This window comes from Streptomyces sp. FIT100 (assembly GCF_024584805.1).
Classification (GTDB): Bacteria; Actinomycetota; Actinomycetes; order Streptomycetales; family Streptomycetaceae; genus Streptomyces.
The window spans coordinates 939,239-964,991 of sequence record NZ_CP075715.1 but is presented as its reverse complement, the minus strand read 5'-3'; the positions used below and the strand labels follow the sequence as shown (position 1 = coordinate 964,991).

Here is a 25,753-nt window from a genome sequence, read left to right as displayed (position 1 = left end):
CCGTCGCGCACACCCCGGCACCCCTACCCGCCTCCGGGCGGACAGGACGGCATGCGGCCGTACGTCCGTACGGCCGCATTGTCAGTGGCGTAGGGCAGCATCTGAGACGTGAGACCCGCGCCGACGATTCTGCATCTGGACATGGATGCGTTCTTCGCCGCCGCCGAGCAGGCGGCGAAGCCCAGCCTGCGCGGAAAGCCGGTGATCGTCGGCGGGCTCGGACCACGCGGAGTGGTGGCGACCGCGTCGTACGAGGCGAGACGCTTCGGGGTCCATTCGGCGATGCCGATGGCCCAGGCCAGGCGGCTCTGTCCGAACGGCGCCTGTCTCGTGCCGCGGTTCTCGCTCTACCGGTCGGTCAGCGAGCAGGTGATGGCGCTGCTGGGCGAGCTGTCGCCGCTCGTGGAGCCGCTGAGCCTGGACGAGGCATTCGTGGACCTGGAAGCGGGCGGTGCGGCCGATGACTCACCCACGGCGCGGGCGGCCGGTGAGCGGCTGCGCAGGGACATTCTCACGGTCACAGGGCTGACCGGGTCGGTCGGTCTCGCAGGGTCGAAGATGCTCGCCAAGATCGCCTCCGAGCAGGCCAAGCCGGACGGTCTGGTGCTGATAGAACCTGGCACCGAGCGCGAGCTCCTCGGGCCGATGCCGGTGCGGACGCTGCCCGGGGTGGGGCCGGCCACGGGGGAGCATCTGCGGCGGGCCGGCATGACCACCGTCGCCGACCTTGCGGCGGCCGGCGAGGACGAGCTCGTACGGCTGCTGGGGAAGGCGCATGGGACCGCGCTGTTCCGTATGGCCATGGGGTACGACGACCGGCCCGTGGTGGCCGAGCGGGACGCGAAGTCCGTGTCGGTCGAGGACACCTTCGACGTGGATCTGCACGACCGGCTGCGGATCAGGCTGGAGGTGGAGCGGCTCGCCGACCGGTGCGTGCGGCGGCTGCGCGCCTCCGGGCACTCGGGCCGGACGATCGTGCTGAAGGTGCGGCGCTTCGACTTCTCCACACTGACCCGGTCGGAGACGCTTCGGGGGCCTACGGACGACCCGGCGGTCGTGCGAGAGGCCGCGGGGCGGCTTCTGGAGTCCGTGGACACCACGGGCGGTGTGCGGCTCCTCGGCGTGGGCGTGAGCGGCCTCGCCGACTACACGCAGGAGGATCTCTTCGCCCAGGCCGCCGCCGGGGAGCACGCGGCCTCGGAGGGGCCCCAGGCGGGCGGGGACGGGACCGACGCACGGCCCGGCATCGACACCGCCGCCGAGGTGCGGACGGATCCGCAGGAGCCGCCGCAGCAGCCCGCCGAGCGGCGCTGGCCGGCTGGACACGACGTGCAGCACGTCCGGTACGGAGCGGGATGGGTGCAGGGCAGTGGAGTCGGCCGGGTCACGGTCCGCTTCGAGGAGCCGTGGTCGCCCGTGCCGGGACGGGTTCGCACCTTTCCGGTCGACGACCCCGAACTGACACCGTCGGAGCCGCTGCCGCTCATCAGGCCGGAGGCCGATCAGTCGTCGCGGCCCGCCAGCCGGCCGAAGTCACGGTCGGGCACGGACCGGCCGGACGCCGGGTCCGGGCCACCGGCGGAGCCGTCACCGGAAGCGGTCGGCGACCCAGGGGAAGCGGACGACTCGGGTGCAGCGGTCGACTCGGATGACGTGGGCGAGGAGGGGGAGGCAGGGGCCGACGGAGTCGTCTTCCCGGGAGGAGAGGGGAGGTCGAGACCGTAGTGGTGGTACAGCTGGAGCTCCTGCTCGGGCGAGAGATGCCGCCCGACACCGAAGTCCGGGGCGTCCTTGATCAGAGCCCGCTCGAACGGAATGTGCAGTCCGTCGTTGGCGAGTTCGCTCGGCTCCAGCGGCACGAACGCGTCCCGGCTGAACAGTCCGGTGCGTACGGCCGCCCACTCGGGCACCCCCGTCGCGTCGTCGAGATACACCTCGTCCACGGTCCCGATCTTGGCGCCGTTGCGGTCGTACGCCTTGCGGCCTATCAGGCTGCGCGGATCGACATCGGTCTGCACGGTCCCTCCAACTGGTCGCACTCCTCGGTAAGTACTACGAAAGTCCACATTTGTGGGGTCGGCCACTCGAAGGTTCCGGTCAAGACCTCGCTGGTAGGCTGGCATCGGCTGTCGACCCCGTGCGGGAGAGTGCTCCGGTTCTCACACCGGAGACGCCGAAGGAGCAAATCCTCCCCGGAATCTCTCAGGCCCCTGTACCGCACGGACGAGGTCACTCTGGAAAGCAGGGCGGGCGTCGACGGCATCCGCTCTCACCGACGGTGAAAGTCGGGACGTCAGCGAGCGGACGGACCGGTGAAGCTCTCAGGTTGAGATGACAGAGGGGGAGGCCGTCCGGGCACCCACGCCGTGGTGCCCCTCGCAGGTCGCATCGACCAGGAGGCCTCAGCATGACCGCCAACCGCACTCCGCTCTCCCAGCTGGAGCGAGGCACCCCCTTTGAGCAGCGCCACATCGGCCCCGACGCCGAGGCCCAGGCCAAGATGCTCGCCCAGGTCGGCTACGGCTCGCTCGACGAGCTCACCGCCGCCGCCGTGCCGGACGTCATCAAGAGCGCCGAGGCCCTCGGGCTGCCCGGCGCCCGCACCGAGGCCGAGGTCCTCGCCGAACTGCGCTCCCTCGCGGACCGCAACAAGGTCCTCGCGCCGATGATCGGCCTCGGCTACTACGGCACGTTCACCCCGCCGGTCATCCTCCGCAACGTCATGGAGAACCCGGCCTGGTACACGGCCTACACCCCCTACCAGCCCGAGATCTCCCAGGGCCGGCTCGAGGCGCTGCTCAACTTCCAGACCGTGGTCGCCGAGCTCACGGGGCTGCCCACCTCCGGGGCCTCCCTCCTCGACGAGGGCACCGCGGCCGCCGAGGCCATGGCCCTGTCCCGCCGTGTCGGCAAGGTCAAGAACGGCGTCTTCCTGGTCGACGCCGACACCCTGCCGCAGACCACCGCAGTCATCGAGACCCGCGCCGAGCCCACCGGCGTCGAGGTCGTCGTCGCCGACCTCAGCGACGGCATCCCCGCCGAGATCGCCGAGCGCGGCGTCTTCGGCGTACTGCTCCAGTACCCCGGTGCCTCCGGCGCGGTGCGCGACCTCAAGCCCGTCATCGAGCAGGCCCACGGGCTGGGCGCGATCGTCACCGTCGCGGCCGATCTGCTCGCCCTCACCCTGCTCACCTCGCCCGGCGAGCTCGGCGCCGACATCGCCGTCGGCACCACCCAGCGCTTCGGCGTCCCCATGGGCTTCGGCGGCCCCCACGCCGGTTACATGGCCGTGCAGGACAAGCACGCCCGCAGCCTCCCGGGCCGCCTCGTCGGCGTCTCCGTCGACGCCGATGGCAACAAGGCGTACCGCCTCGCCCTGCAGACCCGCGAGCAGCACATCCGCCGCGAGAAGGCCACCAGCAACATCTGCACCGCGCAGGTGCTGCTCGCCGTGATGGCCGGAATGTACGCCGTCTACCACGGCCCGGACGGCCTGCGCACCATCGCCCGCCGCACCCACCGCTACGCCGCGATCCTCGCCGCCGGCCTGCGCTCCGGAGGCGTGGAGCTCGTCCACGACGTGTACTTCGACACGCTCACCGCCCGCGTCCCCGGCAAGGCGGCCGACGTCGTCGTCGCCGCCCGCGAGAGCGGTGTCAACCTCCACCTCGTCGACGCCGACCACGTCTCCGTGTCCTGCGACGAGACCACCGGCCGCGCCCAGCTCATCGCCGTCTGGTCCGCCTTCGGCGTGGACGGCGACATCGAGGCCCTCGACGCCGCCACCGACGACACCCTCCCCGCCGGGCTGCTGCGCACCGACGACTACCTCACCCACCCGGTCTTCCACCAGCACCGCTCCGAGACCGCGATGCTGCGCTACCTGCGCAGGCTCGCCGACCGCGACTACGCGCTCGACCGCGGCATGATCCCGCTCGGCTCCTGCACGATGAAGCTGAACGCGACCACCGAGATGGAGCCGGTCACCTGGCCCGAGTTCGGCCAGATGCACCCCTTCGCGCCGGTCGAGCAGGCTCAGGGCTACCTGACCCTGATCCGTGAGCTGGAAGAGCGCCTCGCCGAGGTCACCGGCTACGACAACGTCTCCATCCAGCCCAACGCCGGATCCCAGGGCGAGCTCGCCGGCCTCCTCGCCGTCCGCGCCTACCACCGCGCCAACGGCGACGAGCAGCGCACCGTCTGCCTCATCCCCTCCTCCGCCCACGGCACCAACGCAGCCAGCGCCGTCATGGCCGGCATGAAGGTCGTCGTCGTCAAGACCGCCGACGACGGCGAGATCGACGTCGCCGACCTGCGCGCCAAGATCGAGCAGTACCGCGACGAGCTCTCGGTCCTCATGATCACGTACCCGTCGACGCACGGCGTCTTCGAGGAGCACGTCGCCGACATCTGCGCCGAGGTGCACGACGCCGGCGGCCAGGTGTACGTGGACGGCGCGAACCTCAACGCGCTGGTCGGCCTCGCCAAGCCGGGCAAGTTCGGCGGCGACGTCTCGCACCTCAACCTGCACAAGACGTTCTGCATCCCGCACGGGGGCGGCGGCCCCGGCGTCGGCCCGGTCGGCGTCCGCGCCCACCTCGCCCCGTTCCTGCCGAACCACCCGCTCCAGCCGTCCGCGGGCCCCGAGACCGGCGTCGGCCCCATCTCGGCCGCCCCCTGGGGCTCGGCCGGCATCCTGCCCATCTCCTGGGCGTACGTCCGGCTCATGGGCGGTGAGGGCCTCAAGCGCGCCACCCAGGTCGCCGTCCTCGCGGCGAACTACATCGCCAAGCGCCTCGAACCGCACTACCCCGTGCTCTACACCGGCCCCGCCGGCCTCGTCGCGCACGAGTGCATCGTCGATCTGCGCCCCCTGGCCAAGGCCACCGGCGTCAGCGTCGACGACATCGCCAAGCGCCTGATCGACTACGGCTTCCACGCCCCGACCATGTCGTTCCCCGTCGCCGGCACCCTCATGATCGAGCCCACCGAGAGCGAGGACCTGGCCGAAATCGACCGGTTCTGCGAGACGATGATCGCGATCCGTGCGGAGATCGAGAAGGTCGCCACCGGCGAGTGGCCCACCGACGACAACCCGCTGCGCAACGCGCCGCACACCGCGGCCGCGCTCGGCGGCGAGTGGGAGCACGCGTACAGCCGCGAGGAGGCCGTCTTCCCCGCCGGTGTCCAGGCCGCCGACAAGTACTGGCCGCCGGTGCGCCGTATCGACGGCGCCTTCGGCGACCGGAACCTCGTCTGCTCCTGCCCGCCGCTCGACGAGTACGACGGCTGACAGCGACCGTCAGCGACTGACACCACCCGCTGACGCCGACTGAGAACGGCGGACACGCGTCAGGGCCGGTTCGGAACCTCCGAGCCGGCCCTCGGTCGTACGGGCCCTCAGGCCGCCGACGCCACCTGCTGCGGCCGGTGCGGGGCGATGATCTGCCCGTCCGGGAGCAGCTCGCCGGTGTCCTCGAAAAGCAGTACTCCGTTGCACAGCAGACTCCAGCCCTGCTCCGGGTGGTGCGCCACGCGACGGGCCGCCTCCCGGTCGGGGGACTCGGCTGACGGGCAAGGTGGCTGGTGCTGGCACATGGATGGGTTCTTTCGCTGCGAAGTGGTGACTGTCCTGCGGCTCGATGCGCTGTTCATGGCCGCCCCCGTATCTCTCGGTCCGATCCCAGTGTTGCCCCACGAGCGTCAATCCGCAGGGATTTCACGGCAGCTCGTCCTCACACTCAAGGACGTATCACCCGCGCGGACGGTTCACCCCAACTACAGGGCCTGATCGGGTGGTTTGGCATGGCCGCAGCTGACTAGTCCGACCGGGAGCACGATGGCGCCCCGTGACCATGGGCCACAGGGCGTGAGCACCACCGGCATACCCTCAGGCAGGCGACCCCAGCAGCGGCGTCGCCGGCGTCACCCGCAGCGTCAGCACCGGCAGCAGATCCGCCACCCGGTGCGGACGGTGCGCGGCGATCCCCGGCGGCGCCGGCGCCAGCGGCACCAGCAGATCAGCCGGAGCCGGCGTGCCGCCCGACGCGTCCGCCGCCGTGTCGCCGTGCAGCCACAACGTGATCATGTACAGCTCCGGGACGGACAGCAGCCGTGGCTGATAGTCCTCCGTGAGCGACTCGGCCTGCACCAGTGCCCGCTCCGTCGATGTGACGTAGGGACCCTCGAAGAAGTGCGAGAAGGCCCAGCCGTCAGCGGTCAGCATCGTGTCCGCGGCGGCGACGGACCGCTCACCGCTGCGGATCAGGAACCGCCAGCCGGCCAGCCGGGTGCGCGGCGAACGGCCGGCGTGCGGAACCACCTGGTCCAGCACATGGACGGGAAGGGGGAGTTCGGCACTCAGCGCTCCCTGGACGGAACGGAGACCCGGCGTACGGGCCTCATGGACAGCGGCGGGGGAACCGAGCGCCGCGAGGACGCTGCGCAGGGCAGGCGCGGGAGCCGGGGGAACATGCAGCGGCATGGTGGGTCGCCTCTCACTCAAGAGACACGGTGATGCGAGGGCAGAAGCGGACGGCACTGTCAGCGTGGGCCAGAGGGGGCTGGAAAGGCCATGGCCGGGCGCCAACTCTCTGCCTCGTTCGCGAAGTTTATACGACGCGTGTTCACACAGTGTTTCTGCTAGCTGTCCCCGGTATTGCCGGCAAGGCGGAAACCAGACTTTTCCAAGGGTCGGTCCTGTCGATTTCCCATGAACGCGCGAGCGTCACCTGGGGTGTTACCCCGACAGCGGACGGCCGAATCTCGTCGGCGTTTTTCACCACACCCGCAGAAGTGGTACCTGCGCACTGCGCCATGCCGCCGGAATGTGCCCGGCGAAAGCGGGAACCGGACTACCGTCCGACCGTCGAACGAACGGCGTTATGGATCACGAGGTCTGGGCATTATCGTCCCTGACGCGAGCGGCCCGAGCCGCAGGCCGCCACTCGACGAGGGGTGCTTCGATGGGGGAGAAGGTCGTGGCGGGCGGATTCGACCTGTCCGATCGGCAAAGGTACCGGCAAAAGCTCCAGCAGTGTCTGGAGGGACTGGCGAGACTCCTGAAAGAGAAGAGGTTCGACCGCCCCAAGAACCTCATGGGGCTGGAGATAGAACTCAATCTCGCGGGCACCGACGGGCAGCCGCGCATGATGAATGGCGCCGTGCTCGACCGGATCGCCAGTCGTGATTTCCAGACGGAACTCGGAATGTTCAACCTGGAAGTCAACATCGCCCCGCACCGGCTCGCCGGACACGTCCTCGACCAGCTCGCCGAAGAGCTGCGCACCGGGCTCGCATATGCCCACCGCAAAGCCACGGAACTCGACGCGGGCATCGTCATGATCGGCATTCTCCCCACGCTCACCCGCACCGACCTCGTCCCCGCCAACCTCTCCGACGTCGATCGCTACGCCCTTCTGAACGACCAGATCGTCGCCGCCCGGGGGGAGGACTTCACCCTCGACATCGACGGAGTCGAACGCCTCCACTGCACCGCCACCTCCATCGCCCCCGAAGCCGCCTGCACCTCCGTCCAGTTGCACCTCCAGGTCACCCCCGCCCGGTTCGCCGACGTCTGGAACGCCGCACAGGCCGTCGCCGCCGTCCAGATCGCCGTCGGCGCCAACTCCCCGTTCCTCTTCGGCAGGGAGCTCTGGCGCGAATCACGGCCACCCCTGTTCACCCAGGCCACCGACACCCGTCCACCCGAACTCCAGGCACAGGGCGTGCGACCGAGGACCTGGTTCGGCGAACGCTGGATCTCCTCCGCCTACGAGCTCTTCGAGGAGAACCTCCGCTACTTCCCCGCACTGCTGCCCATCTGCGACGAGGAGGACCCCCTGCGCGTGCTCGACCACGGCGGCGTCCCCCGCCTCCAGGAACTCGTCCTGCACAACGGCACGGTCTACCGGTGGAACCGCCCGGTCTACGGCATCGCCGACGGCACACCCCATCTGCGCGTGGAGAACCGGGTCCTGCCCGCCGGGCCCACCGTCACCGACGTCGTCGCCAACGCCGCCTTCTACTACGGCCTCGTCCGCGCACTCGCCGAGGAGCCACGCCCCATCTGGACCCGCATGCCCTTCGAAGCCGCAGCCGACAACTTCGACAGCGCCTGCCGGCACGGCATCGACGCCGAACTCCACTGGCCGCGCCCCGGCCGCGGCGGCGCAATGACCCGTGTACCCGCCGTCAAGCTCGTACGTGACGAACTCCTGCCCCTCGCCGCCGCGGGCCTCGACGCCTGGAACGTCGAACCGGCCGACCGCGACCACTACCTCGGCATCATCGAGGGCCGCTGCCGCCGCCGGACCAACGGCGCCTCCTGGCAGGCCGACACCTTCCACCGGACCACCGAGGCCGGACTGGACCGCGACAGCGCACTCGCGGCCGTCACCCGCCGCTACGGCGAGCTGATGCACCTGGGTGAGCCCGTCCACACCTGGCCGGCCGGACCGGCCGTCTGAAACGGCCGGTGGGAATCGGCCCTGCCGTCGTGCGCCCCGTCCACGTCATGCAAGCTGTGACGGCGGACGAGGCAAACAGGAGGCAGCAGTGCAGGCGCACACAGGTGAGATGTCCGGACCGCTCCCGGCGGGAGGGCTCTCCCGCACCACCCTGCGGTCCGAGACCCTGCTGGTCCTCGCACTCTCCCTCGGCGCCAGCGCGGTCTCCTCGCTCATCAGCTTCACCGGCTCGCTGACCAAACCCGGCGGCCTCAAGGACCAGGCCGCCACCCTCAACAGCTCCTACGCCCCAGGCCGCCCCTGGCTCGACCTCGCCTGGCAGCTCTTCGGCATCGCCACCGCCCTCGTCCCCGTCGCGCTCGTCGCCCACCTGCTGCTGCGGGAAGGCGCCGGAGGACTCAAGGCGATCGGCTTCGACCGCACGAAGCCCTGGCCCGACCTCGGGCGCGGCGCGCTCGTCGCGGCCGGTATCGGCAGCGCCGGGCTCGCCTTCTACCTCGTCGCCCGAGCCGGCGGATTCAACCTGACCGTCGTGCCCGAAGCGCTGCCCGAGGTGTGGTGGAAGTTCCCGGTCCTCATCCTCTCCGCACTGGAGAACTCCGTCGTCGAAGAAGTGATCGTCGTCGGATACCTGCTCCGCCGGCTCGGACAGCTCGGCTGGAGCCCGATGGCGGCGCTCGCGGCCAGTTCCGTGCTGCGCGGCTCCTACCACCTGTACCAAGGCATCGGCGGCTTCATCGGCAACATGGTGATGGGCGTCGTGTTCGTCCTCCTGTACCGGCGATGGGGCCGCGTCGGGCCGCTCGTCGTCGCCCACACACTGCTCGACATCGGCGCCTTCGTCGGGTACGCGCTGCTCGCAGGCAAGGTCAGCTGGCTGCCGACCCTCTGACGCCCCCGCGCTCTGACGCCGCCACCTCCTGGCGCATCCGCGCCGTCAGGGCCTCGCGTGCAGCTCTCCGTCGATGACGGTCACCGCCCGCCCCGTGAGCAGCACCCGGTCGCCGCGCAGGGCCGTACGGACGAGACCGGTGCGGGTGGCGCCCTGCAACCCGGTCAGCTCCTCGCGTCCCAGCCGGGCGGACCAGAACGGGGCGAGTGCGGTGTGCGCGCTGCCGGTCACCGGATCCTCGTCGACACCGAAGTTGGGGAAGAAGCCGCGCGAGGCGAAGTCGTAGCCACGGGCCGGATCCTCGGCGGGAGCCGTGACGACGATGCCCCGCTTCGACGTGCCGGCCAGCGCGCGCAGATCCGGTTCGAGCCCGCGCACGGTCGGCTCGTCGGCCAGCTCCACCAGCAGGTCACCGACGTGCTCCCCGGTGTAGTGCACCGAACGCGGCACGGCGCCCAGCGCCTCGACGGCCGCCGCGGAGAGCTCGGCCGGGGTGAGCGGTGCGACCGGGAAGTCCATGGTGATGGAGCCGTCCTCGTGCGCGGTCGTGGTGAGGATCCCGCAGCGCGCCGCGAAGCTCACCGTGCCCGTGGCCGTCCCCGTCGTGTGCAGGACATGCGCCATGGCGAGCGTGGCGTGCCCGCACATGTCGACCTCGGCGGTCGGGGTGAGCCAGCGCAGCGCCCAGTCGGCGCCGCCGTCATCGCCGTTCAGGGGATGGGCGAAGGCCGTCTCGGAGAGGTTCACCTCGGACGCCACGCTCTGGAGCCAGTCGTCGGAGGGGAAGCCGTCGCCGTCGAGGAGGAGCACTCCGGCGGGGTTGCCCGCGAAGGGCCGGTCGGTGAAGGCGTCCACGATTCGAATCCGCATGCCGTTGACGGTAGGGGTCCGCAAACCAGCAGACCAAGGCCAATTTCTGGTTGGTGGCCCGGTCGGCCGTTGTCAGGCGATGTGTTCCGATATATCGTTGAGGTATCGCGACAGATCAACGATGGAAGGAGCGTGGCGATGCGTTCACACGGAATGGGGAATTGCGGGCCCGGCCATCACGGTCGGGGCGGTGACTCCGAGAAGCTGCGTGCCGCGTTCGGTCCCTTCGGGCCCGGCTTCGGCGGCCCGCCATGGGGTGGGGGGCACGGCCGCGGAGGTGGCCGCGGCAGGGCGCGCCGCGGTGATGTGCGCGCCTCGATCCTGGCGCTGCTGAAGGACCGCCCGATGCACGGTTACGAGATGATCCAGGAGATCGGCGAGCGCAGCGGCGGAGCCTGGAAGCCCAGCCCCGGCTCGGTCTACCCCACGCTCCAGCTGCTGGAGGACGAGGGGCTCATCGCCAGCGCGAGCGAGGGCGGCAAGAAGCTGTTCACGCTCACCGACGCGGGACGCGCCGAGGCCGATTCGGTCCCGGACGCCCCCTGGGAGGAGGCGGGCCGCGGCATCGACTGGGACGCGATGAACGAGATCAGGCAGGCCGGAGTCGGCCTGATGGAGGCGTTCGGCCAGGTCTGGAAGACGGGCTCGCCGGAGCAGCGGCAGAAGGCGATCGCGGTCATCAACGAAGCGCGCAAGAAGCTGTATCTCATCCTCGCCGACGAGCACTGACCCCCGACGGGGTGCGGTCAGGGCCCCCGCGACACCGGGACTCGCGGTACCGGGCCCCGCGACACCGGGACTCGCGGTACCGGGCCCCGCGACACCGGGTCGCGGGGCCCTCGCTCGCGCCGTGCGGGGCGGCCGGCCCGTACCGTTCAGGCCACCAGCCCTCCGAGCTTCCGCAGCGACTCGTTGAGCGCCGCGGTCGCCGAGTCCTTCAGCTTGCCCGCCATGAGCGAGACGGCCGCGCCCGTGAACTCCCCGTCGATGCGGACCTGCGTCGCCTCGCCGTCGGGGGAGAGCGTGTAGCGTGTGGCCACGTTGACGCTCATCGGCCCCTTGCCCTTGATCGCGAAGACCCGCTCGGGCTCCAGTTCCTCGACCGTCCAGGTCACTTCGGCGGGGAAGCCCATCAGCTTCATGTTCTCGGCGAAGGTGGCGCCCGCTTCCAGAGTCTCCGGGCCGCCCTGCGGGAAGCTGGTGTGCGTGGCGTTCCACTGGCCGTACGAAGTGAAGTCCGTCAGCTGCGCCCAGACCTTCCCGGCCGGTGCATCGATGCGTGCCTCCGCGCTGACTTCGGCCATACGACCACCCCTTCTCGTCGGGTTCCCGGTGTCGCGGAACGTAGCCGCCTGGCCTCGAACATTCAATACTGATGAACTGTCAGATCTGATGGGATCTCATCCGCAAGGAGGAGGGACCGGCCTCGTCCGCCCACCTTCGGTGGGATGCCCGAATGCTCCCGTGCGGGGATGTTCCCGCCTCGGGAGGCTGATGAGGTGAAAGCGTGCAAATCCCCGTCCCGCGCGTGCCCCGGCATCCCGACGCCGCCCCGACCCTCCGTGCCGAGACCGACGCCAGGCTCACCGCCGAGCTGGCCTCGGTCGTCGCGGGTGCGCGCAGACGGGCGCTGCGGGACGGCGACCGGCAGATCGACACCGCCCACCTCCTGCACTCGCTGATGGAGGCGGACCCCGCGGTGCGGGCCGCCTTCGACGGGTCCGGGCAGGTCGCGCGCGTACTCGGCTATCTCGTCCAGCGCAGCATCGGCTACGGGCTGCGCTGGCAGGGCTCGGTCGAGGACTCCGGGGCCCTGCCGCTCCTGCGTGCCGGTGCCGGTGCCGGTGCCGGTGCCGGTGACGGTGCCGGTGGCCACGCCCGTGACGGTGCCGGCGACCACGCCTCTGACGGTGACCACGCTGTCGCCCGTGACATCGAATGGGCCGTCGCCGGCTGGTCCCCGTCGGCCTCCGCCGCCCTGGACCGGGCTCTGGAGCGGGCCGCGCCACGGCGCGAGGACCCGCGCGCCACCGGCATCGACCTGCTCGGCGCGATCGCCGCCGACCCCGGCTGCCGCGCCGTCGAGGTGCTGGAGCACGCGGGCGTCGACACCGCCCTCCTGGCGGGCCGTATCGGGGAGCTGTCTCAACAGGTGTGACGGGTGTGACGCTCCTGACGCGGCCTGTCATGATGTGCCGATGCACGCGACTCGGGGAAGGAACACCGGCCTGGGACTCGCCCTGGTCTCGGCGTTCGCATTCGGCGGTTCAGGGGTGGCGGCCAAGCCGCTCATCGAGGCGGGGCTCGACCCGCTCCACGTGGTGTGGCTACGGGTGGCCGGCGCCGCCCTCGTCATGCTTCCCGTCGCCTGGCGCCACCGTGATCTGCTGACCCGCAGGCCCGCGCTGCTCGCGGGCTTCGGACTGCTCGCCGTCGCGGGCGTCCAGGCGTTCTACTTCGCGGCCCTCTCCCAGATCCCCGTCGGCGTCGCGCTGCTCATCGAGTACCTCGCCCCCGCCCTCGTCCTCGCCTGGGTGCGCTTCGTCCAGCGCCGGCCGGTCACCCGCGCCGCGGCGGTCGGGGTGGTCCTCGCGGTCGGCGGCCTCGCCTGTGTCGTCGAGGTCTGGTCCGGGCTGAGCTTCGACGCCGTCGGGCTCCTGCTGGCCCTCGGTGCCGCCTGCTGCCAGGTCGGCTACTTCGTCCTCTCCGACCAGGGCGGCGACGGCGACGACGCCGCCGACCCGCTGGGCGTCATCGCGTACGGACTTCTTGTCGGCGCGCTGGTGCTGACCGTCGTCGCGCGCCCCTGGGGCATGGACTGGTCGGTGCTCGGCGGCAGCGCGGCCATGGGCGGCGCGGCCGTCCCGGCGGCGCTGCTGCTCGGCTGGATCGTGCTGGTCGCCACGGTTGTCGCGTACGTCACCGGCGTCGTCTCGGTGCGCAGGCTGTCCCCGCAGGTCGCCGGAGTCGTCGCCTGCCTGGAGGCGGTCATCGCGACCGTGCTGGCGTGGGTGCTGCTGCGGGAGCATCTGTCGGCGCCGCAGATCGCCGGCGGAGCGGTGGTCCTCATCGGGGCGTTCATCGCCCAGTCGGCCACGCCGAAGGCGCCCTCGGGTCCGGTGGCCGGTGGGCAGGGATCCGGTGGGCCGGGGGCCGACTCCGGGACGGTGGCGACCGCGGGGACGGGCATCGGCCCGCAGCGCACGGACCCCGAGGAGCAGTTGTCGGCCGACCGGGCCACGACATAGGGTGACGATCATGCATTCGACCGTGCTTCCGCCTCCCGCCGCATAGCGCGGGCGGCCATCCGCTGACGAAGACCGGGTCCGGGGTGTCGTGTCCCCCGGACGGTTCGTCGCTGCCCGCGTGCGGAGCCGAGCGGCCAACCGTCCTGTCTTCACCGGCCCGCCGCGCCGCGGGCCGCCGGGGCCTTGTCCCCGGACACTCAGCACACGGAGAACGCACGTGTCGAACCCTTCTTCAACCACTGCATCCGGCCTGTCCGGCGATCTTCCCGAGGGAGTCTCCGGCGGCCTGTCCGGCGGTGTGTCCGGCGGCCAGTCGGTCGGCCCGTCCGTCGGACGCAGCCTCTTCTACCTCGTCGTGGCCGGGGTGGCCTGGGGGACCGCCGGGGCGGCCGCCTCGCTGGTCTTCGGCGTCAGTGATCTCGGCCCGCTCGCCCTCTCGTTCTGGCGCTGCGTCGGTGGACTCGTCCTGCTGGCCGGCGCACTCGCACTGCGGCCGCGCAGGGGTGCGGTGATGGCGGCCGAGTCACGGCGACGCCGGCTGCTGCGCATCCTCGGTACGGGCACCGGCCTGACCGTCTTCCAGAGCGCGTACTTCGCCGCCGTCGAACAGACCGGACTCGCCGTGGGCACGGTCGTCACGCTCGGCGCCGGACCCGTCCTCATCGCCGTCGGGGCGAGGCTGACGATGGGGGAGCGGCTCGGGCGCGGCGGCGTCGCGGCCGTCGCGGGGGCGCTCACCGGCCTCGTGGTGCTGGTGCTGGGTGGGGACGGCGGCACGGTCCGCCCGCTCGGCGTCGCCCTGGCGCTGCTGTCGGCCGCGGGATACGCCGCGATCACCCTGCTGACGCGCCGGCTCGGCCGGGACGGCCGCGGTGGTGACGCGCTCGCCACGACCGCCTGGACGTTCGCGGTCGGCGCGGTCGGGCTGCTGCCGTTCGCGCTCGTCGAGGGAGCGCTGCCGCACACCGCGGAGCCCGCACGGGTGTTCTGGCTGCTGGTGTACGTGGCCGCGGTGCCGACGGCGCTCGCGTACGCGCTCTACTTCGCCGGCGCGGCGGTCGTCAGGTCCGCCACGGTCTCCGTGATCATGCTGCTCGAACCGGTCAGCGCGGCGGTTCTCGCGGTGACCGCGCTCGACGAGCGGCTGACCGCGGCGACGGTGGCCGGGACGCTGGTGCTGCTGGTGGCGGTCGTGGGGCTGGCCTGGCAGGAGGCGCGGCAGGCGGCGCTGCGGCGGGAGGCCGCGGCCGCGCTCGCCGGCTGATGCACGAGGGGGCGGGCCCGCGCGGTGTGGGGCCCGCCCTTGCCGGCCGGGTCCCGGCCGTCGGCCGGTTGGGCCGGACTCGGCCCGGCCGACACGACCTACGGTCCTGCCGTCGAAGTCCCGCTTGCCCCGCGGGCGGACGACGCAGTTTCGACGACGGGACCGGGGCCGCGCACGCACTCCCCCGTGGCCCTTCGGGCACGGAAGGTGCCCCCACCGCATGGACTCCCCTCCTCCGCCGTGCGATCGCACGCTCCAGACGCCGCAGGGCCCGCCTTCGAGCGGACGACGCTACGGTGAAGACACTCCCTGGAACGCGGCCAGGTAGCCGGGCAGCGCGACCGAGGGATCCAGGTCGTCCGCCGGTTCCGGTGTGCCGTGGCCGTGGACCAGCGGGACGACCCCCGCCCAGTACGGCAGGGAGCCGTCCTCGGGATCGTCGTTCGGCCCGCCCGTGCGCACCTTCGCCGAGACCTCGTCGAGGTCGAGCCGGAGCACGGCGGTGGCGGCGAGCTCCTTGTCGTCGGCCGGGCGCGAGTCGTGAGAGCGGCCGGGTACGACGTGGTCGACCAGAGCGTCGAGCGCTTCGCGCTTCTCCTGCGGGTCGGTGACCTGGCGGGCGGTGCCGTGGACCACGACGGAGCGGTAGTTGATGGAGTGGTGGAAGGCGGAGCGCGCGAGGACGAGACCGTCGACGTGGGTGACGGTCAGACACACCTGGAGGCCGGGGTCGGTCCGGCCGGCCATGCGCAGCGGGCGGGAGCCGGTGGAGCCGTGGACGTAGAGCGTCTCGCCGACCCGCCCGTAGAGCGTCGGCAGGACGACGGGCGCTCCGTCGCGGACGAAGCCGAGGTGGCAGACGTAGGCCCCGTCGAGTATCGCGTGCACCAGTTCGCGGTCGTAGGAGGCACGTTCCCGCCCACGGGTGGGGTACGTGCGCTCGGTCGTCCGGTAGGCGGCGTCCGTCGGCGGCGAGGTCATTGCGAAACTCCATTGCACTAGTGCATAATCTCGTTTGTGCTAGGAGAATATCGGATCGCGGGTCGTCGTGCATCGGAGATCGCCGCGAGCGTGGAGCTGGGGGTCGCCGCGGGGGATCTCGCCCCGGGGGAACTGCTGCCGCCCATGCGAGAGCTGGCGGCCGCGCTGGGCGTCAACGCGAACACGGTCGCGGCCGCGTACCGGACGCTGCGCGAGCGCGGCGTCATCGAGACGGCCGGCCGCCGGGGCAGCAGGGTGCGCTCGCGCCCGGCCAGCACGGCGCGCAGCTCGCTGGGTGTCGATGCGACGCCCGGCGTGCGGCAGATCTCCCAGGGCAACCCCGACCCCGCGCTTCTGCCGTCGCTGTACGAGGCGTTCGCGGCCGCCGCGCGGCGCCAGGACGAGCAGCCCGTGCTCTACGGGGAGGCCCCCGTCGACCCCGAGCTGGCCCGGATCGCCCGGGCCGGGCTCGACGCCGACGGCGTACCGGACGGGCCCCTCGCCGTCACGTCCGGCTCGCTCGACGCCATCGAGCGCGTGCTCGGCGTCCATCTCAGGCCGGGCGACGCCGTCGCCGTCGAGGACCCCGGCTGGGCCGGGCTGCTGGACCTCGTCCCGGCCCTCGGGCTGCGGACCGTCCCGATCGCCCTCGACGAGGACGGCCCCCGCCCGGACGAGGTGGAACGTGCGCTGGCCGCGGGAGCGCGGGCGCTGATCGTCACCTGCCGGGCCCAGAACCCCACCGGAGCCGTGATCACCGAACCGCGCGCGAAGGAACTGCGCAGGGTGCTCGCCCGCCATCCGCAGGTCCTGCTCGTCGAGGACGACCACGGGCACGCCATCGTCGACCAGCCGCTGCACCCGCTCGCCGGGGTGGTCGACCGCTGGGTGCTCGTACGCTCCACCGCCAAGGCGTACGGCCCGGATCTGCGGCTCGCCGTGATGACCGGCGACGCCCTCACCGTCGACCGGGTGCTCGGGCGGCAGCAGCTCGGACCCGGCTGGGTCAGCAGGCTGCTCCAGCGGGCGGTCGTGGAGCTGTGGACGTCGGGCGCGGTGGACCCGGTCGCGGTGGCGCGGGCGTACGGAGAGCGGCGCGACACCCTGATCCGGGCGCTGGCCGGGCGGGGCATCGAGGCGCGGGGGCGCAGCGGGATGAACGTGTGGGTGCCCGTGGCCGACGAGACCGGGGCGGTCGCACGGCTGTTGCAGTCGGGCTGGGCGGTCGCGCCGGGGGCTCGGTTCCGGATCTCCACGCCGCCCGCGGTCCGCCTCACCGTGTCGGGGCTGGCCCCGGAGGAGATCGAGGCGCTCGCGACGGCGGTGGCGTCGGCCGCGGGGCTGATGCCGGCCCGTAGCTACGGTTGATGCCGGCGCGCAGCTATGGCTGACGCCGGCTACGCCTCCTGCTGCCTGCGGCGCCTGCTCTGCGTGAGTGCGGCGCCGGCCAGCACGATGAGCGCGCCGACCGGGGTGTTCCAGGCGAGCCGCTCGTCCAGGAGGGTCACACCGGCGGCGGTGGCGATGACCGGGACGAAGTACGTGACCATCGTCGCGGTCGTCGGCCCGACCTCGGCGACCAGCCCGTACTGGATCAGCATCGCGAAGCCGGTGCCGAGCGTGCCCAGGGCCACCACGGCGAGCAGCGGCACGACGGGGAAGGAGGTCGGCAGCGTGGTGAACAGCGGGGTCACCAGCGCCAGTTGGAGCGTGGCGAGCAGGAGCTGGGCGCCGGTGAGGGAGAGGTTCGAGAAGCTGGAACCCGCGAGCGTGCGGCGGACGTAGATCCAGCCGACCGGGTAGCTCAGCGAGGCGAGCAGGGCCAGCGCCGTGCCGGTCACATCCAGTCCCGAGAAGCCCTGCCAGGCGCCGAGCACCGTCAGCACGCCGATGAAGCCGATGCCGAGACCGGCCACCCGCCGGCGCGTCGGCCGGTCCTCGGAGAGCGCCACGAGGGAGAGCGCCATGCCCCACAGGGGGGAGGTGGCGTTGCAGATCCCGGCCAGGGTGGACGGGATCGTCAGCTCCGCGTAGGCGAACAGCGAGAACGGCAGGGCGTTGAGGAAGAACCCCGCCACCAGGAGATGGCCCCAGGTGCGCAGGCCCCGGGGCAGCCGCTCACGCCGCACCGCCATGGCCGCGGCGAGCACGGCCGTACCGAAGAGCAGCCGTCCGAAGGTGACCTGGAACGGGGCGTAGGCCCCGGTCCCCACCTTGATCAGAAGGAAGCTGAAGCCCCAGATCAGGGAGAGCACCGCGAAGCGGATGCGCCAGTCGAGGCCGCGGCGGCGGGTGGCGGCGGTCGCCGGGGCGGTCGCCGCGGAGGCGGTGGTCGGGGAAGCGGTGGGTGGGGTCTGGGTGCGTGATGACGGCGCGACGGTGCTCATGAGGTCCACTGTCGCCGCGATGATCTCGTAGAACAAGTGAGATTTGTTTGGTGCATTGCCTTAGTATTGCTTACATGTTGAATCTGGAGCGCCTGCGGACTCTGGACGCACTGGCCCGGCACGGCTCGGTCAGCGGTGCGGCCGACGGGCTGCATGTCACGACGTCGGCCGTGTCGCAGCAGATGGCGAAGCTGGAGCGCGAGGTCGGGCAGCAGCTCCTCGCCAGGAACGGTCGGGGGGTGCGGCTCACCGACGCGGGCCGGCTGCTCGCCGACCACGCCGCACGGATCCTGTCCCAGGTGGAGCTCGCCCAGGCCGACATCGAGGCGCAGCGCGGTCAGGCGGTGGGCGAGGTGCGGATCGGTGCCTTCCCGACGGCGGCGCGCGGGCTCCTCCCCGCGATGATCTCCGCACTGCGCGGCGCCCATCCCGAACTGCGGGTGCGCGCCCACGAGCTGGAGCCCGAGGAGGCGGTACGGCAGGTCGTCAGGGGCGACCTCGACCTGGCCGTCGTCCTCGACTGGAACAACAAGCGGCTCCCCGTGCCCGGAGGGCTCGCGCGGGCCCAACTGCTGGACGACGCGGCGGATGTCGCCGTCCCGGCCGACCACCCCCTCGCGCAGCGCGCGGAGGTGGACCTGGAGGACTTCGCCGACGACGAATGGGTGTCCTGGCCCGAGGGCGAGTTCTGCTACGAGTGGCTCGTCTTCACCCTCCGCTCCAAGGGCATCGAACCGCGGATCGCGCACATGGCGGGGGAGCACCACACCCAGCTGGCCCTGATCGGCGCCGGCCTCGGGGTCTGTGTGACGCCGCGGCTGGGGCGGGGTCCGGTGCCGGAAGGGGTGCGGCTCGTCCCCGTACGGCAGAAGATGCTGCGGCACATCTACGCGATCTGGCGCGTCGACGCGGACCGCCGCCCCTCGATCCGCGCGGCGGTCTCCGCGCTCCGCTCCGCCGCGACGCCGACCTGACGCCGCAGGGCCGGGCCGCGCATTCCGGCCCGTTCGGCCCGTTCGGCCCGTCCGGCTCGGAGCCGCAGAGCCGCAGAGCCTTGGAGCATCAGAGCCTCAGAGCGCGCCCAGCTTGCGGAAGTCCCACGACGCGATCGCGTCCGGCGTCAGCCTGACCCAGGCGTGGCGGCCGTCGTGCGGCATGGTGTCGAGCCCGAAGTTCTTCCGCGCGAAGAGCCGTTCGGGTGCGTCGAGCTCCGGGCACGGCTCCCCGGTCCTCGGCGACTCACCGACGAAGACCGCCGTACCGGACAGCTCGACGCCCCGCAGTTCGCCGTACTCCTCACCCGCGTCCACCACCACCGCGATCCGCGGGTCGCGCCGCAGCTCCGCCCAGCGGCGGCTGCGGGTGATCGAGTAGAGCCACAGGGACGTGCCGTCCCAGACGAACCAGAGCGCACTGACATGCGGCCGCCCGTCGGGTGACACCGTCGCCACCCGACAGGTGCGCTGCTCCGCGAGGAAGGCGTCCCGTTCGGCCGGCGCCATCATGATCCGGCGACCGCGGCGCTGAGTGACGGCCATCCCGGCCCCCTCCCGATAGCTGACATGGTGTCAGAAATCATGGAGGCTCTTCCCTGCCGGCGCAATGCCGGTTACCGTCACGCCCCCGGTCACCCGCCGCACGACCCGCCGGACGGCCCACCCGAGGACGATCCGTCGGATCTGCCGGATGACCCGTCGGATCACCCGACGGACGCGTCGAGGAGGAGGACGGAGCGATGCCCTCGTTCGAACAGCTGGCGGAGCAGCTCGACCCCGCGGCCACGGTCCTGCTGACCGTCGAATGCCAGAACGGTGTCGTCGGCATGGACAGCGCTCTCCCGGAACTGGCCGCGCAGGCCCGCTCGTCCGGTGCCCTGCCCCAGATCGCACGGCTGGTCGCCGCCGCGCACGAGGCCGGGGTGCAGGTCCTGCACGCCGTGGCCGAGCGGAGGCCCGACGGGCGCGGCTCGAACGACAACGCCCGGCTCTTCCGCGCCGCCCGGCGTCTGCCGGTCCAGCAGCACACGGGGAGCAGGGCCGTCCGTATCGCCGAGCCGATCGAGGTCGCCGACGAGGACATCGTCGTCCGCAGACTGCACGGCCTGTCGCCGATCGCCGGCACGGGCGTCGACGCGCTGCTGCGCAACCTCGGCTGCCGAACTCTTGTCGTCACCGGCGTGTCGGCCAACGTGGCCGTCCCGAACGCCGTCTTCGACGCCGTCAACCTCGGCTACACCGCGGTCGTCCCGGCGGATGCCATCGCGGGGGTACCCCCCGAGTACACCCCCGCGATGGTCCGTCACACGCTCGCCCTCGTCGCCACGGTCGTCAGTACGGACGAGGTGCTCGCATGCTGGAAGGGCCCGCGCCGGTCGCCGCGGCAGGCACCCGTCACGCGAGCCTGATCGAGTCCCCTTCGACGACGATCGACACGGAAGGCAGCGGGGACGTCGCCGGGCCGCCTTTCGGGCTGCCGTCGCTCGCGTCGAACATGCTGTTGTGGCAAGGGCAGTTGATCAGGCCCTCGGAGACGTCCTTCACGGCGCAGCCCTGGTGGGTGCACTTGGACGAGAACGCCTTGAACTCACCCGCCTGCGGCTGGGTCACCACGACATCGCCGAAGACCTTGCCGCCGCTCTCCGGGATGTCCGCGGTCTTCGCCAGCACCTCGCCGCCACCACCGCCGGTCGAGCTGCCCGTGCTGGACGTACCACCGGTCGTACCGCCGGTGGTGCCGCCGTCGGCCGGCGGCGTGTCGGCCACCTCCGTCGAGCCTTCCGAGCCGCCGCCGCACGCCGTCAGCGCCGCGACGAGCCCTGCTCCGCCGGCAGCCGTCACGACGGTGCGTCGTGCCACACTGCGCGCCGGTCCCTGCGTTCCGGTCATGTGCCGACTCCCCTTCCACGGTCGGCCCCCTGTTCGGGCCGCTCTTGATGTTGTACGGGACCAGGGGGCACCCCGTTCAACCGGCCACGCCGGAAGTCACGCAGTTCCCACGCAGCATTCCGGCGAAATGCTCACGGACGGGCCGGGCAGGCGCCGCCGTTCCGGGCCTTCGAACAGAGGCGCCCGGAACAGCGGTGCGTGCGGCGGTGCCGGTGCCGGTGCCGGTGCCGGCGCCGGTGGCGGTGCTGGTGGCGATGCCGGCGCCGGTGGCGGTGCGGGTGACGGCGATCAGAGCCGGGAGAGGATGTCCCGCATCTGGTCGACCTCGGCGGACTGGTTCTCGACGACGTCGCCGGCGAGCTCCTTGGCGGCGGCGTTGCGGCCGTGCTTCTGCTCGTCCTCGGCCATGGCGATGGCGCCGTTGTGGTGGTCGATCATCATCCGGGCGAACTTGCGGTCGAAGTCGGCGCCTTTCGCGGACATGAGCGCGTCCATGTCATGGCCGGACATCATCCCGGACGCCGTGCCGGATGCGTTTCCGGACGCCGGGCCGGGCGTCGCGCCGTCGTCGTGGCCCGAGCCGTGGCCCGTCCCGTGGTCCGAGGCGGGCGACTCGGGCTTGCCCCAGGACGTGAGCCAGGAGCGCAGGGTGGTGATCTCGGGGTCCTGGGCCTTCTCGATCCGGCCGGCCAGGGCCTTGATCTCCCGGTCGGAGGCGCGGCTGTCGGCGAGTTCCGCCATCTCGAGTGCCTGCCGGTGGTGCGGGATCATCCCCTGGGCGAACGCGACGTCCGCGTCATTGAACCCCGCCGCAGGCGCGGCCGACGCACCGGCCTCCGGAGAGGCGGCGGGCGACCCCGCGCCGTTGTCGCCGCAGGCGGCGATCAGCAGGGTCCCGGCGGCGACGGCTCCCGCCACCGCCGCGCCGCGGCGAACGGGCCGGGTGAGGGCACGCTGGAAGAAGGTCATGGCTGTGTACCTCGTGTGTGGTCGATTCGGAAAGTGCGAAGAGACAGGCGGTGGCGACGGACGGCCGGCCCGGCAGGGCGGCGCGCCCGCGCGGGAGAACCGGCCTATATCCGCAGAATCGACAACTGCGCCAGGTCGGGCGCTCGGGGCGGGGAACCGGGCGGTACGGCGGTGAGAACTCCGGTCGCCGACCTCGCGAACCAGTCACGCCGGCCCGCGAACGCGGCGTGCAGCAGCGCGCCCAGCGCCCATGTGCCGAGGACGGCGAGGCACAGCGACGCCATGTCCATGGCCATGCCGGGCTGGTCCGGCGGGGCCGTGGCCCTGGTCGGCGCAGGCCCTGCGGACAGGTCGGCGGCGACCGCGGTGTGGACGCGGGCCGCCTCCGTGGCGCCGTCCCCATGGTGTCCGTGCGCGCCCGGCCCGCCGGTGACGGCGGCCGCGTGCGCGACCGTATGAGAGGGGGACGCCGTCCCGGAACCCTCACCGGGATGTCCGACGGTGTGCATGACGAACACGCCGAGCGCCAGCACCACGACGAGCAGAAGGCGCGCTGCCACGCCCGCTGCTCGCGTGTACTGCCGCACTGTCACGCCTGCCTCCGCCCGCGACGACAACCGAGAGACGCCCCAGGACCCCCGAGGCCGGCCGGACCCGGCGCCCGACCACACCCGACTATACCGGGTAGGGGTATCGCGAACCGTGTGATGGGTTGCCGTCGAAGCCGCTCCTCACGCCCCCCGCGAGGAGCGGCTCGCCGCTCCGGTGCCGACCAGCCCCCCTTGCCCCCGTCGCCGCAGCGCAACATGCTGGCCGAGTCGATCCTCCGCGCAGACACCACCGCCCCCGACAGGAGCACCTCGTGAGCTACGACGTCACCGGCGTCCGTGCGCAGTTCCCCGCCCTGACCGCCGGCATCGCCCACTTCGACGGACCCGGCGGCACGCAGACCCCGCAGCCCGTCATCCAGGCCATCGCCGACGCCCTCGCCCGTCCGCTGTCCAACCGGGGCCACGAGACCGCGGGTGAGCGCAACGCCGAGACCATCGTCACCGAGAGCCGCCGGGCCCTGGCCGACCTGCTGGCCGCGGAGCCCTCCGGGATCGTCTTCGGCCGCAGCGCCACCCAGCTCGCCTACGACTTCGCCCGCACCCTCGCCAGAACCTGGTCGCCCGGGGACGAGGTGGTCGTCACGCGCCTCGACCACGACTCCAACATCCGTCCCTGGATCCAGGCCGCCGAGCAGGCCGGAGCCACCGTCCGGTGGGCGGAGTTCGACCCCGCGACAGGCGAACTCACCGCCGACGACATCGGCGCAGTGCTCTCGGAGCGCACCCGGCTGGTCGCGGTCACCGCCGCCTCCAACCTGATCGGCACCCGGCCCCCGGTCACCGAGATCTCCCGCCTCGTCCACGAGGCAGGCGCCCTCCTCTACGTCGACGGCGTCCACTACACGGCCCACTCGCCGGTCGACCTGGAGCGGCTCGGCGCGGACTTCTACGCCTGCTCCCCGTACAAGTTCCTCGGCCCCCACCACGGCGTCCTCGCCGCCCGGCCCGCGCTGCTCGAAACCCTCCATCCGGACAAGCTGCTGCCCTCCACCGAGGTGGTCCCCGACCGCTTCGAACTCGGCACACTGCCCTACGAGTTCCTCGCCGGCACGTGCGCCGCGGTCGACTTCCTGGCCGGCCTCGACGCCGACGCCGCCGGGACGCGCCGGGAACGTCTGACCGCCGGCTTCGCGGCGCTCGCGGAGCACGAGGAGGGGCTGAAGGCGCAGATCGACAAGGGCCTGTCGGAGCTCGAACGGATCACGGTCCACTCCCGCGCCGCCGACCGCACCCCGACCCTGCTCCTGACCTTCGAGGGCCGCGACGCGACGGACGCCTACCGCTTCCTGGCGGCCCGCGGCGTCCAAGCGCCCGCTGGTTCCTTCTACGCCGTCGAAGCCTCCCGCCACCTCGGCCTGGGCGACTCCGGCGGCCTCCGCGTCGGTCTCGCGCCCTACAACGACACCGCGGACGTCGACAGGCTCCTCCAGGGTCTGGCGGACTTCCTGCGGTCGTGAGGTCGTGAGGACGGCGCGCAGCGTCCGTGGCGTGATGCGTACGGAGCCGGGTCGGCCTCCGCCGGTCCGGGCGGTCACATCGGGGCAGCGCCGCCGCCCGCCCGCGCCGCCGCCCGCCCGCTCCGGTGGACACCACCGGAGCGGGGGACGCCGAGGAGCGCTTCGACGTGCCCTACCCGCGCCGGTGACCCAGAGGTGAGGAGCCGGTCGCCCGGTGGGCGAAGGGCACGCCGTCCCAGGGGAGTTCCGTCACTTCCGGTTCGGCCTTGCGGCCTCCCGCGGGGCGGACCTCCGCCGGCTCGATCAACGGTTTCGGCTCGCCGACCCGGACCATCCAGCGGGTCAGTTCCTCGCGGAGCACATCGGCCACCTCGCGATGAGAGGTCAGTCCGGCGAGGTTGTCCAGTTCGTGCGGGTCGGCGGCGAGGTCGTAGAGCTCGGTCTCGACGTAACGGCTCGCGCCGGGATCCGCCCAGGGGTCGCCCTCCGGCGCGGCCACCGCGTACTTCCACCGGACGGTGCGCAGCGCCCGGCCGATATGGGACTCGCTGATCTGGACGAACACCGCTTCGGGGCGGTCCGGGTCCTCGCCGCCACCGATGAGGGGGAGGAACGAACGCCCCTGTACGCCCTCGGGCACGGGCAGCCCGGCCGCTTCGACGAGCGTGGGGACGAGGTCGACGGTGCTCACCGGGCGGCGAATGAGCCCGCCGCCGGAGAATCCGGGTCCGGTGAGTGCCAGCGGAACCCTGATCGAGGCGTCGTGGGCGGAGCGCTTGTACTCCTCGTTGCGAGTGCGGAAGTGGGATCCGTGGTCCGCGGTCCAGGCGACGACGGTGGAATCCTCAAGACCCAGACTGCGCAGGCTGTCGCGCAGTCGGCCCACCCCTTCGTCGACCCGTTTGATCTGCCCCAGATAGCCGCCCAGGTGGCGATGGGCGCCGCCCTGGGGAGCGTTCGCGGACAAGGCGGCGAGATCGGCGGGCAGCCAGCGGCCCTCGTAGCGCTCGCGGTAGCCCTCCGGGGCGGGGTAGTCGTCGGTCGCGTTCTGGTGGTGCGGCTCAAGGAGCGACAGGAACAGGAAGAAAGGCCGGTCGTGGTGGTCGGCGACGAATCGGATCGCCGCATCGATCAGGGCGTCGGAGCGGAAGCCGACGAGCCGCACCGCCTCGCCCTGCTCGTCGTACAGCACCGTTCGGTACGCGTCCGAAGTGAACTCCAGCAGATCGCTCGCCAGCCAGCGCTGGTATCCGCCCCGCCGCTCCGCGGCCACCGGCCCGGCTTGCGACGCCTCCGCGCCGCCCAGGTGCCACTTGCCGATGTAGCCGGTGACGTAACCGGCGTCGCCGAACACCCCGGCGATGGTGGGAATGTCGCCGGGCAGCGGTATGTCGTTGCGGAACACTCCGGTCGCCGTCGGATACCGGCCCGTCTGCAGCGCCGCCCGCGCGGGTGCACAGACCGGCTGCGGAGTGAGCGCCTGCTCCACGTGGGTACCGGTGCGGGCGATGCGGTCGAACTCCGGTGTGACATCGGCGGGGTTGCCGTGCACTCCGGTGGTGTCCCAGCGCTGCTGGTCGGTGAGGATGACGATGACATTGTGCGGACTGACGGACATGGCGGACGTCACCTCGACTCTCGCTCGTCGGTCTTGTTCGTCATGAAGGCGGGCTGCTCCTCGACTCTCGAGTGCGGGCCGGCACGTGTGCCCGGTACGGAAC

Annotated in this window: 23 protein-coding genes, 1 pseudogene and 1 riboswitch; of the genes and pseudogenes, 12 read left to right on the top strand and 12 right to left on the bottom strand. The window is 72.1% G+C overall.

Going from position 1 to position 25,753, the window contains the following annotated elements:
- Positions 1-108: 108 nt before the first annotated feature.
- Positions 109-1,725, top strand: a complete 1,617-nt coding sequence (locus KK483_RS04110; protein ID WP_262003796.1) for a DNA polymerase IV — start codon at positions 109-111, stop codon at positions 1,723-1,725.
- Here the strand turns inward: KK483_RS04110 and KK483_RS04105 are convergent.
- Positions 1,689-2,018 (bottom strand): annotated as a pseudogene (locus KK483_RS04105) (PRC-barrel domain-containing protein); the annotation flags it as partial. The gene KK483_RS04110 and the pseudogene KK483_RS04105 sit on opposite strands and share 37 nt — an antisense overlap.
- Before the next feature lie 112 nt (positions 2,019-2,130).
- A riboswitch (glycine riboswitch) is annotated at positions 2,131-2,228 on the top strand.
- Positions 2,229-2,407: 179 nt separating this feature from the next.
- On the opposite strand from KK483_RS04105, the gene gcvP reads away from it, so the two are divergent.
- On the top strand, positions 2,408-5,293 hold the full coding sequence (gcvP, locus tag KK483_RS04100) for an aminomethyl-transferring glycine dehydrogenase (protein ID WP_262003794.1): 2,886 nt from the start codon (positions 2,408-2,410) through the stop codon (positions 5,291-5,293).
- A 107-nt stretch (positions 5,294-5,400) separates the two neighbouring features.
- Here the strand turns inward: gcvP and KK483_RS04095 are convergent, their stop codons facing one another.
- Positions 5,401-5,598 carry a DUF5999 family protein gene (locus KK483_RS04095; protein ID WP_313878130.1) on the bottom strand — a complete coding sequence of 66 codons (198 nt, stop codon included), beginning with the start codon at positions 5,596-5,598 and terminating at the stop codon, positions 5,401-5,403.
- 292 nt (positions 5,599-5,890) lie between these two features.
- Entirely contained in the window at positions 5,891-6,484 is a 594-nt protein-coding gene (locus tag KK483_RS04090) for a hypothetical protein (RefSeq protein WP_262003790.1), read from the bottom strand.
- Positions 6,485-6,965: 481 nt separating this feature from the next.
- On the opposite strand from KK483_RS04090, the gene KK483_RS04085 reads away from it, so the two are divergent.
- Complete coding sequence (locus tag KK483_RS04085) at positions 6,966-8,468, top strand: glutamate-cysteine ligase family protein (protein WP_262003788.1); 1,503 nt, start codon at positions 6,966-6,968, stop codon at positions 8,466-8,468.
- A 109-nt stretch (positions 8,469-8,577) separates the two neighbouring features.
- Entirely contained in the window at positions 8,578-9,360 is a 783-nt protein-coding gene (locus KK483_RS04080; RefSeq protein ID WP_262003787.1) for a CPBP family intramembrane glutamic endopeptidase, read from the top strand.
- Between the two features lie 45 nt (positions 9,361-9,405).
- Here the strand turns inward: KK483_RS04080 and KK483_RS04075 are convergent, their stop codons facing one another.
- Entirely contained in the window at positions 9,406-10,230 is an 825-nt protein-coding gene (locus tag KK483_RS04075; RefSeq protein ID WP_262003784.1) for a PhzF family phenazine biosynthesis protein, read from the bottom strand.
- A gap of 138 nt (positions 10,231-10,368) precedes the next feature.
- Between KK483_RS04075 and KK483_RS04070 the strand changes: the two genes are divergently transcribed.
- Positions 10,369-10,959, top strand: coding sequence for a PadR family transcriptional regulator (locus tag KK483_RS04070; protein ID WP_262003782.1), 591 nt, complete (start codon positions 10,369-10,371; stop codon positions 10,957-10,959).
- 146 nt (positions 10,960-11,105) lie between these two features.
- Here KK483_RS04070 and KK483_RS04065 read toward each other — a convergent pair whose 3' ends face one another.
- Complete coding sequence (locus KK483_RS04065; protein WP_262003780.1) at positions 11,106-11,534, bottom strand: SRPBCC family protein; 429 nt, start codon at positions 11,532-11,534, stop codon at positions 11,106-11,108.
- A gap of 203 nt (positions 11,535-11,737) precedes the next feature.
- Here KK483_RS04065 and KK483_RS04060 point away from each other — a divergent pair, with 203 nt between their 5' ends.
- The 3 genes from KK483_RS04060 to KK483_RS04050 all read left to right on the top strand — a co-directional run bounded on the left by KK483_RS04060 (position 11,738) and on the right by KK483_RS04050 (position 14,742).
- Positions 11,738-12,388 carry a Clp protease N-terminal domain-containing protein gene (locus KK483_RS04060; protein ID WP_399013260.1) on the top strand — a complete coding sequence of 217 codons (651 nt, stop codon included), beginning with the start codon at positions 11,738-11,740 and terminating at the stop codon, positions 12,386-12,388.
- 40 nt (positions 12,389-12,428) lie between these two features.
- The gene (locus KK483_RS04055; protein ID WP_262003778.1) at positions 12,429-13,478 is read left to right on the top strand and encodes a DMT family transporter; all 1,050 of its coding nucleotides are present in this window, start codon (positions 12,429-12,431) and stop codon (positions 13,476-13,478) included.
- Positions 13,479-13,776: 298 nt separating this feature from the next.
- Positions 13,777-14,742, top strand: a complete 966-nt coding sequence (locus KK483_RS04050) for a DMT family transporter (protein WP_262009337.1) — start codon at positions 13,777-13,779, stop codon at positions 14,740-14,742.
- A gap of 291 nt (positions 14,743-15,033) precedes the next feature.
- Here the strand turns inward: KK483_RS04050 and KK483_RS04045 are convergent, their stop codons facing one another.
- Positions 15,034-15,723, bottom strand: coding sequence for a pyridoxamine 5'-phosphate oxidase family protein (locus KK483_RS04045; RefSeq protein ID WP_262003776.1), 690 nt, complete (start codon positions 15,721-15,723; stop codon positions 15,034-15,036).
- A gap of 36 nt (positions 15,724-15,759) precedes the next feature.
- Here KK483_RS04045 and KK483_RS04040 point away from each other — a divergent pair, with 36 nt between their 5' ends.
- Entirely contained in the window at positions 15,760-17,091 is a 1,332-nt protein-coding gene (locus KK483_RS04040) for an aminotransferase class I/II-fold pyridoxal phosphate-dependent enzyme (protein ID WP_262003774.1), read from the top strand.
- Positions 17,092-17,120: 29 nt separating this feature from the next.
- On the opposite strand, the gene KK483_RS04035 is transcribed toward KK483_RS04040, so the two are convergent.
- A complete protein-coding gene (locus KK483_RS04035) occupies positions 17,121-18,110 on the bottom strand; it encodes a DMT family transporter (RefSeq protein WP_399013256.1) in 990 nt (329 codons plus the stop codon).
- A gap of 74 nt (positions 18,111-18,184) precedes the next feature.
- Here KK483_RS04035 and KK483_RS04030 point away from each other — a divergent pair, with 74 nt between their 5' ends.
- Complete coding sequence (locus tag KK483_RS04030) at positions 18,185-19,084, top strand: LysR substrate-binding domain-containing protein (protein ID WP_262003771.1); 900 nt, start codon at positions 18,185-18,187, stop codon at positions 19,082-19,084.
- A gap of 96 nt (positions 19,085-19,180) precedes the next feature.
- On the opposite strand, the gene KK483_RS04025 is transcribed toward KK483_RS04030, so the two are convergent.
- Positions 19,181-19,648 (bottom strand): pyridoxamine 5'-phosphate oxidase family protein, encoded by a 468-nt coding sequence (locus KK483_RS04025; protein ID WP_262003769.1) that lies wholly within the window; start codon positions 19,646-19,648, stop codon positions 19,181-19,183.
- Between the two features lie 197 nt (positions 19,649-19,845).
- Between KK483_RS04025 and KK483_RS04020 the strand changes: the two genes are divergently transcribed.
- Positions 19,846-20,514: a cysteine hydrolase gene (locus KK483_RS04020; protein ID WP_262003767.1), complete on the top strand. Its 669-nt coding sequence runs from the start codon at positions 19,846-19,848 to the stop codon at positions 20,512-20,514.
- Here KK483_RS04020 and KK483_RS04015 read toward each other — a convergent pair.
- The 3 genes from KK483_RS04015 to KK483_RS04005 form a co-directional block, all read right to left on the bottom strand.
- Entirely contained in the window at positions 20,501-20,995 is a 495-nt protein-coding gene (locus tag KK483_RS04015) for a Rieske (2Fe-2S) protein (RefSeq protein ID WP_262003765.1), read from the bottom strand. The two genes, KK483_RS04020 and KK483_RS04015, sit on opposite strands and share 14 nt — an antisense overlap.
- A 288-nt stretch (positions 20,996-21,283) precedes the next feature.
- A complete protein-coding gene (locus tag KK483_RS04010) occupies positions 21,284-21,964 on the bottom strand; it encodes a DUF305 domain-containing protein (protein WP_262003763.1) in 681 nt (226 codons plus the stop codon).
- Positions 21,965-22,068: 104 nt separating this feature from the next.
- Positions 22,069-22,524: a hypothetical protein gene (locus KK483_RS04005; RefSeq protein ID WP_262003761.1), complete on the bottom strand. Its 456-nt coding sequence runs from the start codon at positions 22,522-22,524 to the stop codon at positions 22,069-22,071.
- Between the two features lie 302 nt (positions 22,525-22,826).
- Between KK483_RS04005 and KK483_RS04000 the strand changes: the two genes are divergently transcribed.
- Complete coding sequence (locus KK483_RS04000) at positions 22,827-24,032, top strand: cysteine desulfurase-like protein (protein WP_262003759.1); 1,206 nt, start codon at positions 22,827-22,829, stop codon at positions 24,030-24,032.
- Positions 24,033-24,204: 172 nt separating this feature from the next.
- Here the strand turns inward: KK483_RS04000 and KK483_RS03995 are convergent, their stop codons facing one another.
- Positions 24,205-25,650 carry a sulfatase-like hydrolase/transferase gene (locus tag KK483_RS03995; RefSeq protein WP_262003757.1) on the bottom strand — a complete coding sequence of 482 codons (1,446 nt, stop codon included), beginning with the start codon at positions 25,648-25,650 and terminating at the stop codon, positions 24,205-24,207.
- Between the last annotated feature and the right edge of the window lie 103 nt (positions 25,651-25,753).

Excerpts from the sequence above, each read along its gene's own strand:
- gcvP (WP_262003794.1), top strand. The coding sequence starts at position 2,408 with ATGACCGCCAACCGCACTCCGCTCTCCCAGCTGGAGCGAGGCACCCCC.
- KK483_RS04095 (WP_313878130.1), bottom strand. The coding sequence starts at position 5,598 with ATGTGCCAGCACCAGCCACCTTGCCCGTCAGCCGAGTCCCCCGACCGG.
- KK483_RS04090 (WP_262003790.1), bottom strand. The coding sequence starts at position 6,484 with ATGCCGCTGCATGTTCCCCCGGCTCCCGCGCCTGCCCTGCGCAGCGTC.
- KK483_RS04085 (WP_262003788.1), top strand. The coding sequence starts at position 6,966 with ATGGGGGAGAAGGTCGTGGCGGGCGGATTCGACCTGTCCGATCGGCAA.
- KK483_RS04080 (WP_262003787.1), top strand. The coding sequence starts at position 8,578 with ATGTCCGGACCGCTCCCGGCGGGAGGGCTCTCCCGCACCACCCTGCGG.
- KK483_RS04075 (WP_262003784.1), bottom strand. The coding sequence starts at position 10,230 with ATGCGGATTCGAATCGTGGACGCCTTCACCGACCGGCCCTTCGCGGGC.
- KK483_RS04070 (WP_262003782.1), top strand. The coding sequence starts at position 10,369 with ATGCGTTCACACGGAATGGGGAATTGCGGGCCCGGCCATCACGGTCGG.
- KK483_RS04065 (WP_262003780.1), bottom strand. The coding sequence starts at position 11,534 with ATGGCCGAAGTCAGCGCGGAGGCACGCATCGATGCACCGGCCGGGAAG.
- KK483_RS04055 (WP_262003778.1), top strand. The coding sequence starts at position 12,429 with ATGCACGCGACTCGGGGAAGGAACACCGGCCTGGGACTCGCCCTGGTC.
- KK483_RS04045 (WP_262003776.1), bottom strand. The coding sequence starts at position 15,723 with ATGACCTCGCCGCCGACGGACGCCGCCTACCGGACGACCGAGCGCACG.
- KK483_RS04035 (WP_399013256.1), bottom strand. The coding sequence starts at position 18,110 with ATGAGCACCGTCGCGCCGTCATCACGCACCCAGACCCCACCCACCGCT.
- KK483_RS04030 (WP_262003771.1), top strand. The coding sequence starts at position 18,185 with ATGTTGAATCTGGAGCGCCTGCGGACTCTGGACGCACTGGCCCGGCAC.
- KK483_RS04025 (WP_262003769.1), bottom strand. The coding sequence starts at position 19,648 with ATGGCCGTCACTCAGCGCCGCGGTCGCCGGATCATGATGGCGCCGGCC.
- KK483_RS04020 (WP_262003767.1), top strand. The coding sequence starts at position 19,846 with ATGCCCTCGTTCGAACAGCTGGCGGAGCAGCTCGACCCCGCGGCCACG.
- KK483_RS04015 (WP_262003765.1), bottom strand. The coding sequence starts at position 20,995 with ATGACCGGAACGCAGGGACCGGCGCGCAGTGTGGCACGACGCACCGTC.
- KK483_RS04010 (WP_262003763.1), bottom strand. The coding sequence starts at position 21,964 with ATGACCTTCTTCCAGCGTGCCCTCACCCGGCCCGTTCGCCGCGGCGCG.
- KK483_RS03995 (WP_262003757.1), bottom strand. The coding sequence starts at position 25,650 with ATGTCCGTCAGTCCGCACAATGTCATCGTCATCCTCACCGACCAGCAG.